Source organism: Pauljensenia sp. UMB3104 (genome assembly GCF_030217285.1).
In the GTDB taxonomy this organism is placed as follows: domain Bacteria; phylum Actinomycetota; class Actinomycetes; order Actinomycetales; family Actinomycetaceae; genus Pauljensenia.
Map to the genome: position 1 here is coordinate 1 of NZ_JASONN010000039.1, position 7,585 is coordinate 7,585.

Genomic DNA, 7,585 nt, shown 5'->3' on the forward strand with positions numbered 1-7,585 from the left:
AACCACGGGAGCAGCCTCGGCCTGAGGAGCACCCCACGCATCGGACTGCACAGGCTCAACCACAGGCTCGGGCTCGACAACCGGCTCAGGCTCAACGACCGGCTGAGCCTCCTCAACCACGGGAGCAGCCTCGGCCTGAGGAGCACCCCACGCATCGGACTGCACCGGCTCAGCCTGCACGGGCGCAGGCTCACCAGCGGGAGCATTTTGCGCCGTCGGCTCAGCGACCTGCGGGCTGAAGGGGTCGGAGGGCTGCACGGGCGCGGAGGTGGGAGCGGGCTGAGCCACGGGGGGCTGCGCGGGAACGACACCTCGGTTAGCCAGCCACTGGGCAAGCGCAGGGTACAGCGACGGGTGCGACGCCACATACGGATGCAGATCCGCACGAGCGGCGGTGATATCGGCGAGATCCTGTGCTGTCAGCGCCGGATTGCTCATGTCTGCAGCGGTGAGCTGCGACAGATCAATAGTGCTCATCTCAATTCCTCTCGCACCCGAAGGCGCAGTTCCTGATGGCGAACATCCAATACTATCGCGTCGAGACGCGGATTAGTCAAGGCGCTTACCCTTTGACATGCCGGTGGCAAACAAAAGACCCGGCCCCTCACGGGACCGGGTCTGTGGTGGTAGCGGGGACAGGATTTGAACCTGCGACCTCCGGGCATTGGCTGCCGGTGCTGTATTTGCTGGTTGCGCTATACATGCTGCATTTGCTGTATGGCCTCCGAGGTTTTGGGCTTGTTCGTGAGCTCGCGCCGTCGCGGGCGCTCATCCTTGGTGGATATGGACAAAGATCACATCTTGACGAAGCCGGTACCGGACGAGTGGGCGGCTGCTCTGGATCGGTGGGAACTGTATCTGCGAGCGGGTGGCCGCAGTGAGCGCACGGTCGAGACGCGCATCAGGCACGTGCGGCAAGTCGCTCGGGGCCTTGGCACGGCGTCACCTCGCGACGTGGATACGGACATGCTCATGCGGTACCTGGGGCGTCAGCGTTGGGCTGCCGAGACTCGGCATGGGTACTACGAGTCGTTGCGTCTCTTCTATCGGTGGCTGTATCCGACGGGTGGTTCACCTGCCGAGTGGCTACCCGTGGTCCCCAGGCGTCCTGGTGCTCCGCGTCCGGTGCCACTCGATGTACTGCATGAAGCGGTTTCGGCCGCTGATCGGCGTACCCGGCTCATCTTGTGCCTGGGGGCATGTGCGGGTCTGCGGGCCTCGGAGATTGCCGCTGTTCATGGTCGGGATGTCCTCGATGACGGGAATGGCGTATCCCTCACGGTCGTGGGGAAGGGCGGGCGCGTTCGTCGGGTGCCTCTCGCGGATTGGCTGGCAAGAGCTGTGGTCGCTGCATGTAGCGGTGGGGGCGGCTGGTGCTTCCCGTCGAAGTACGGCGGGCATCTGTCGGGCGCACACGTCTCGAAGCTCGCGGCCGTCGTCTTGCGAGACGGGTGGACTCTCCACACGCTGCGACATCGGTTTGCGACCTCCGCGTATTCGGCTGAGCGGGATCTGCTGGCGGTCCAACGACTGTTGGGGCATGCGAGCGTGGCGACAACGCAGCGTTATGCGGCTCCTCCCGAGGATGCCTTGCGCCGCGCGATCGAGGCCGCCGATTTCACCCGTGAGACGTGAGTAGGCCCCGGCCCTGTCTCCGGGTGGGTGCTGTACATGCTGCATTTGCTGGTGGCGCTGCAAATGTCTCGTTTTCTTCTGTTTTCAATGAAAGGACTTATGATGCTGACTATCGCCGTAACAAACCAGAAGGGTGGCGTTGGCAAGACGACCACGACGTACCATTTCGCGCGGGCGGCGAGCCTGCGCGGGCTGAGGGTTCTGGTGGTCGACTTAGACCCTCAGGGCAATCTCTCGGACTCGTTAGCCGAGTTGGAGGAACAGCAGGCCGGTATGGCTGATGCACTGTCCACGAGATCGGAGTGCGGCCTTGGGGATGTCATTGTCCCGACGAATTGGGATCGGGTGCATCTTGCCCCCTCAGGCGCGGATGCCCTGGCGACCGTGCGTGATGAGCTCGTGACGGTGGCGTTTGGTCGGGAGCGGCGTTTGGCCGCGCAACTCGAAACCGTGGAAGATGTGTTCGATCTTGTCCTGATTGATTGCGCTCCTGCGCTTGATACGTTGACGGCGAACGCTTTGGCTGTGGCTGATGGAGTGCTTGTCGTGACTCAATCGCGGTTGTACTCGGCGTCGGGGCTGGCGCACTTGCTTGATGCTGTTGAGGCGGCACGCGCCTACTACAACCCGGGGTTGCGGGTTGCTGGCGTGTTGGTGAATCAGCACAAGGGGCGCACTCGTCAGGGTGCGTACTGGTTGGATGAGCTGTCGACCGCGTGCCGGGAGCGTGGGCTCATGCTCTTGGATCCGCCTGTGCCCGATATGGTGGCAATCTCCGACGCGGCCGAGGCCGGTGTCGGCCTCGATGAATGGGCTGGCAACACGGCCGACCTATGCGCTCTGTACGACGCGCATCTCGCGTCCGTGCTCGCGACGATGGGCGAGGGGGTGGAACCGTGAGTGTCCGTCGTCCTGAGCGTCGCAAGTCTGCACTGAGTAACGGCGTCGCGTCGGTGATCGCCCCTCCCCCGGCACCCCCTGCTGCGGCTCCTGTTCGCGCGGCTGCTCCGACGCCTCCTGCTGCTGAAACGGCCCGCCTCTCGATTCGCATGGATGCTGAGCTGCTTGGGCAGGTGCGGGCGGCCTGGTGGTCGACGGCCGCGTCGACGGGTACGCGCTCGATGAGCGCGTGGATTATCGAGGCTTTGGAGGATCACCTGCGGCGTGCCGAGGCCGAGTTCAACGGCGGCGAGCCGTTCGCGCCGCTTGATGCTGGCGAGATTCCACGGGGGCCAAGGTAGAGGTGTGAGTTGAGGATCCTTACTCGATCATAGGGAAGCAGGAATAGCGGGGCCTATGGTCACCCTTTAGGCTCCACCATTCCTACTAACGCGCGTCTAATCGTTGATGGAGATACCTCTAGCAGTCGGGCGATTGTGGCCACACCCTCGCCCTGCGAGCGCAGCCGGCGCGCAAATTCGCGCTGTTCGTTCGTGAGTGCCGGCGGCCGGCCGATCCGCCGGCCGGCGGCGCGCGCGGCGTCGATGCCGGCGCACGTGCGCTCCCTGATGAGGGCGCGCTCATATTCCGCGAACGCGCCTGCTATCTGGTAAAACAGCGTCCCCAGCGACGTTGAGGTGTCGATCCCCTCCGTGAGGCTGCGGAAATGAACACCTCGGGCTGCGAGGTTGTCAAGGGTGTTCACGAGGTCTGCGAGGGATCGCCCGAGGCGGTCGATGCGAACGACCGCGAGGGTGTCTCCCCTCCCTAGTCCGCGGTTGCAGGCGTGCCATTCAGGGCGCTGCATTGTCGCTCCGCTGGCGTGCTCTACGAAAATAGGGTCGCACCCAGCGGCTCTGAGTGCGTCGATCTGCGCGGCGGGGTCTTGATCGTCGGTGCTGACACGGGCATATCCGGTGAGGCTCATGCCAAAATCCTACGCGCCGCGTTTTGGTGCACTAGAGGTTTTGGCAGGGGTTTTTGGCGCGGCGTGTCGCGGTGATCGCCGCGCGCGGGTGCAGGGCGTCAAAATCGGTCGGTTCTGGCACCTCTAAGCCGGGACGCAAATGTGCATGGCGTCCGTACAATCGAGTTTGACAGGTTCCTCACCCAAGGAAGGAAACGGGATCAATGGACGCAATAATTTCGCCCGCTCGCACGCGGGCTGCTGGCTTGTTGAGGTTTCTGCGCCTCGCCCTCCATCAGGCTGCGCGCGTCGCTGTTAGCGGCCTTGCCCTATTCGGGCTGGCCGCTGTCGTGGTGGCCTCGGCCTCGGGCACTGTGAACTATGGCGAGCTGTGCTCGATCCTGGCGTCAAGCATGATGCTCATGGGCTTCATCTTCGCCCTGGTTATCGGCGTGAGAGTGATGTTCACACAGGAATCGTGGCAGACCTTCGTCAGTCGGTTTGCTATCTCGATTGGCGCGGGGATCGCGTTCGCGTTGCTTGTGCCGACGCCGTAGGGGGTACACGTCAAGACGGCGCGGCCGGGGGTGTTGACTCCCGGCCGCGCCACTTTGACTACTCTCAGAAAATGTGCCACATGCCTCCATGCTCAGGCGCCCGCTGATCTGGCGGGGCGTGCGCCCCTGGGAGAAATCGGAGATCACGCGGCGGCGAAGAACCTCATCACGGTCCAGGACCTGCTTCGATGAATAAGAGCAAGCCTGCTACTCGGAATCGCTGTTTCTATTGCGCCTCGCCCGATTAGCTCGACTAATCGCCCTGAAAGTCTCCGCAGTCCGCGCGTCGGCGGCGGCTTGGGGATCACGAGCCCTAGCAAGCCGCGCCAGATTCTCAGGGTGGGCAGCACTGAGCCCTATGCGCTCGCGCGCCGGGGGCCTGGTGGCTATCAGTTGTAGCCGGGTTCTGCTGAGAAGTCGTGCTGAATTTCCGGGCCGGGGTCGATGGTGACCCTCTGACCTGCGAGGAGGATGAGGCGGGCCCTGATGTCGTGCACGCTGGTGGTGGCTGGCACGATAATCGGTAGCTGAGTGGCGTTTTCCGTGATGAGATCTCCGGGAACGCCTACGGCGACTGCTTGGCGGGACAGCCATGCTGTCCACATCTCCCACATGTCGGCGCATGCGCCCTCGGGTGCGGGGCGTCGATCCGTTTCCCAGTCTCGCGCCGTCGATATGCTGACGTTTAGGTCGGCGGCCCATTCCTCGACGGATAAGCCCATGCCGGTGCGCAGGGCTTCGATCACGCGGCCGGGTAGCAGCTCGGCTAAAAGGATGCGCTTGCGCCGTTCTAGCCAGTCGGCGTGCGCGTGCTCCCAGGCGTCGATGAAACGGCGCTTCAACTCGCGGTGTGCGGGGTCGCGGCCCTCGGTAGCGTCCTGCATGGCCTTGTAGGCTTCGCGCATGGCACGCCGCCCCTGTGTGGCTTGAATGTAGGCCAGGCGAGCGTCCTCGACGTCGGTGCCGATGATGCTCCCTGTTGCTGTCAGGGCGGCCTCTAGGCTGTCGCGCGTGATCCGCTCAACGAGGTCGGGCGATAGGACGCCGCGAAAGTTCGGCTCGCGCGGCGGCTTCGGTTCGTCCTTCGTGATGTTGATGCCTAGATAGGCTTCGGCTTCAACCATGCCGTGCACATCGATGGCGTGTCGGCCTGCTTCGGCCCATGCCACAACCGTGTCGACGCACGCCTCGATCTGCGGATCGTCGGCATACGCCTCGGCAAACCAGCTGGTGAGAACGTCCTGGACGCCCTCGGGGGTCACGGTCACGATGCCGCCTGCGCCCATTTCGTCGGTGATAGTGATGGTGGGTTCCATGATGAGGGGTCTCCTTGCGCAAGTGAGGGAGGCCCCGCCCCGGCACGGGGCGGGGCCTGGTGGTCAGTCGTTGAGGGCTTCGTCGATCTCGGCCAGGCGGGCGATCAAGCGCTCGCGCTCGGCACTGAGGGCTTCACGCTGCGCCTGCGTGTCGGCGTCGATGCGCTCGAAGCGCAGTTCCTTTTCGGCGGCTAGTGCCTCGACGGGCACGTCGCGCACCTCGATGGTGACTGTCCGGCTGCCTCGAATGACGGCCGGGTAGCGCATCGAACCGGCGCTGGCAGGAAATTCACCGTCGATGACGACAACACCCTCAGCGAGCTTGACCGGCAAGTCCCGTCCCCGGCGCCAGCAAATGCACCGGCCCACGAAAAACACCTCGTTGCTCCCGGCGTTGTCCTCGTCAAGGACGATACGCACCGTGGCCAGCTCACCGGAGGGTGCCACACTGTAGCCGTAGCAAGTGGCAAGCAAATCCTCGACGCGTCCCCGGTCGCGCGCGTCGAACAGCCATGCCTTCGTGTCGCCGCTCCATTTGCCGCCCAGGCGCTTTGCGCCCTTGACAAAATCGGGATTGAACGGGCTGGATACGGCGATCTTGCCGAAATCAGTCTCAGAAATGATGATGTCAGTGTTCATGACAGAAACCCCTTCCTTGGGCTGTTCGGGCGGTGGGCTTTTCCCTTGCCTCGTAGTACTTATTGTAGCAAAAAACATCCCTTGAAGCAAGCGTTAAAGAGCTAAAAAGCCTTGCAATTGCAACGTTTTGCGCGTGACTACTGCTCGCTATTGCTGTATTTGCTGCTATTGCTGTATGTGCTGTTAATGGTGGCGTTGCTGGTTTCCTCCGAGTTCGAGCGCGTATCCGACGATGGACAGGAACGCGAGGAATCCGAGCGCCCAGAGTACGGCGCATAGGATGCGGCCGATGATGTGGGCGATCTTCCCGGTCATGGTGAGCGTCCATCCGAGCGTGCGACCGAGTGCGTGGGCGGCGGTGCGGGCTCGCGGTGCCCAGGGGCGTGTCTGTGTCCATGCGTAGATGCTCACGGCCGCTATGACGGCGGTGGTGAGCGTGATGATGGGGCGCATTTCGGGTAGGGTCACCCATCCTGCGACGGCGGCGGGGATGAGGGCGGGTGCGGCGCGGCGTATAGGGACGGCGGCGGGCTTACGGTGGGTGCTCATTCTTGGCGTCCTTGCTTGATGAACTGCATGTGCGGTGAGGATAGCTGAGAGCGTGCACGTTTGCGTCCACCTGACCTGACCGGTGTCCTGCCGTGTGGCAGGACACCTCCCTGGGGTGTGCTGAGGTTGCCCGGGGGGCGTCCCCCACCCCGTGTGGGGTGGGGGTGGCCGGGGTTAGATGAGCCATTCGGCGTCGTCGTATCCGTCGATGCGGGTGATGACGCTCTTGCGGAGTTTTTGCATCATGAGGTGGATCGGGTGGGTGTCCCAGCTGGCGTCGACGTCGCATTGGTATTCGTAGCCGTCGATTGCTTTGAGGATTTCGATCGGTTTGTAGACGCGGACGGGGATCGAGTAGGAGTAGACGTAGATCTCGGTCGCGTCGAGGTAGCGGCGTCCGTAGGCGTCGAGGTTGGCGTCGAGCATGAGTTGTCCGATGCGGTCGCGGTTGTTGCGGGTGAATGTCCACCACTTGCCCTGCGCGAACCACTCGAACCCTTCTTCGTCGGCTTCTCGTGTGGCTGCTTCGAGGATGACGTTGATGTGTTCTGCGGATACGATTGCGGTGCTCATTGTTCTTTCCTTTCGGTGAGCGTTTGGCGGTAGGTTTGGTGCCGCCTTCCCCCTGTCTGGGGTGCTCCCTAGGTGGGGCGTGGCGCGCCGTGGGTCAACTGAAATGTCCCGCAGGCGTGGCGCGTGTCCTTGCGCATGGCGGCGCAAGCCGCTGTGGGCAAGGGGACGCGACAGGGCAAGGGCTCAGTTGACGCGCGAGTGCGACGCGCCCACAATGGGCGCACCCAGACAGGGGGTTAACCCAGCCACCCGTGTGTGTGCGCCCCTCGACGGGGCGCGCACACACAGTCTTTGCCACGGCCGCGAAGCGTCCGGCCCCGGCACGGGGCCGGTGCCTGCCCAGCCCGACTTTCGTGAGCGGGGCCGTCCATAGCCGGGGCGCGACTGATCGCGCCCCGATGCTGTGGTCGGGCCCGCGTCCGCGCTCGATCGCGTGGCGTGCCCATTGTGGGCGGGCAGGACACCCCCCC

At 63.9% G+C, this 7,585-nt stretch carries 10 protein-coding genes and 1 pseudogene; 4 read left to right on the plus strand and 7 right to left on the minus strand.

Features of this window, described 5'->3' with window-relative positions:
- Window positions 1-477, minus strand: a 477-nt coding sequence (locus QP415_RS10475; RefSeq protein WP_442953479.1) for a variant leucine-rich repeat-containing protein, incomplete at its 3' end; no start/stop codon positions are given.
- A gap of 324 nt (window positions 478-801) precedes the next feature.
- Between QP415_RS10475 and QP415_RS10480 the strand changes: the two genes are divergently transcribed.
- The 3 genes from QP415_RS10480 to QP415_RS13365 are packed head-to-tail and all read left to right on the plus strand — an operon-like array spanning window position 802 to window position 2,876.
- The gene (locus QP415_RS10480; protein WP_285099985.1) at window positions 802-1,635 is read left to right on the plus strand and encodes a tyrosine-type recombinase/integrase; all 834 of its coding nucleotides are present in this window, start codon (window positions 802-804) and stop codon (window positions 1,633-1,635) included.
- A 36-nt stretch (window positions 1,636-1,671) separates the two neighbouring features.
- A complete protein-coding gene (locus QP415_RS10485) occupies window positions 1,672-2,535 on the plus strand; it encodes a ParA family protein (protein WP_285099987.1) in 864 nt (287 codons plus the stop codon).
- Window positions 2,532-2,876, plus strand: coding sequence for a hypothetical protein (locus QP415_RS13365; RefSeq protein ID WP_285099988.1), 345 nt, complete (start codon window positions 2,532-2,534; stop codon window positions 2,874-2,876). Before QP415_RS10485 ends, QP415_RS13365 begins: the two co-directional genes overlap by 4 nt.
- A 59-nt stretch (window positions 2,877-2,935) precedes the next feature.
- Here the strand turns inward: QP415_RS13365 and QP415_RS10495 are convergent, their stop codons facing one another.
- The gene (locus tag QP415_RS10495) at window positions 2,936-3,502 is read right to left on the minus strand and encodes a recombinase family protein (RefSeq protein WP_285099989.1); all 567 of its coding nucleotides are present in this window, start codon (window positions 3,500-3,502) and stop codon (window positions 2,936-2,938) included.
- A 203-nt stretch (window positions 3,503-3,705) separates the two neighbouring features.
- Between QP415_RS10495 and QP415_RS10500 the strand changes: the two genes are divergently transcribed.
- Window positions 3,706-4,038: a hypothetical protein gene (locus QP415_RS10500; RefSeq protein WP_285099990.1), complete on the plus strand. Its 333-nt coding sequence runs from the start codon at window positions 3,706-3,708 to the stop codon at window positions 4,036-4,038.
- 72 nt (window positions 4,039-4,110) lie between these two features.
- Here the strand turns inward: QP415_RS10500 and QP415_RS13775 are convergent.
- The 5 genes and pseudogenes from QP415_RS13775 to QP415_RS10520 form a co-directional block, all read right to left on the minus strand.
- Window positions 4,111-4,224 (minus strand): annotated as a pseudogene (locus QP415_RS13775) (IS30 family transposase); the annotation flags it as partial.
- Between the two features lie 203 nt (window positions 4,225-4,427).
- Window positions 4,428-5,354, minus strand: a complete 927-nt coding sequence (locus QP415_RS10505) for a helix-turn-helix domain-containing protein (RefSeq protein ID WP_285099991.1) — start codon at window positions 5,352-5,354, stop codon at window positions 4,428-4,430.
- Window positions 5,355-5,417: 63 nt separating this feature from the next.
- Window positions 5,418-5,993, minus strand: a complete 576-nt coding sequence (locus QP415_RS10510) for a hypothetical protein (RefSeq protein ID WP_285099992.1) — start codon at window positions 5,991-5,993, stop codon at window positions 5,418-5,420.
- A gap of 183 nt (window positions 5,994-6,176) precedes the next feature.
- Window positions 6,177-6,542, minus strand: a complete 366-nt coding sequence (locus tag QP415_RS10515; protein WP_285099994.1) for a hypothetical protein — start codon at window positions 6,540-6,542, stop codon at window positions 6,177-6,179.
- Window positions 6,543-6,716: 174 nt separating this feature from the next.
- The gene (locus QP415_RS10520; RefSeq protein ID WP_285099995.1) at window positions 6,717-7,115 is read right to left on the minus strand and encodes a hypothetical protein; all 399 of its coding nucleotides are present in this window, start codon (window positions 7,113-7,115) and stop codon (window positions 6,717-6,719) included.
- Window positions 7,116-7,585: the final 470 nt, after the last annotated feature.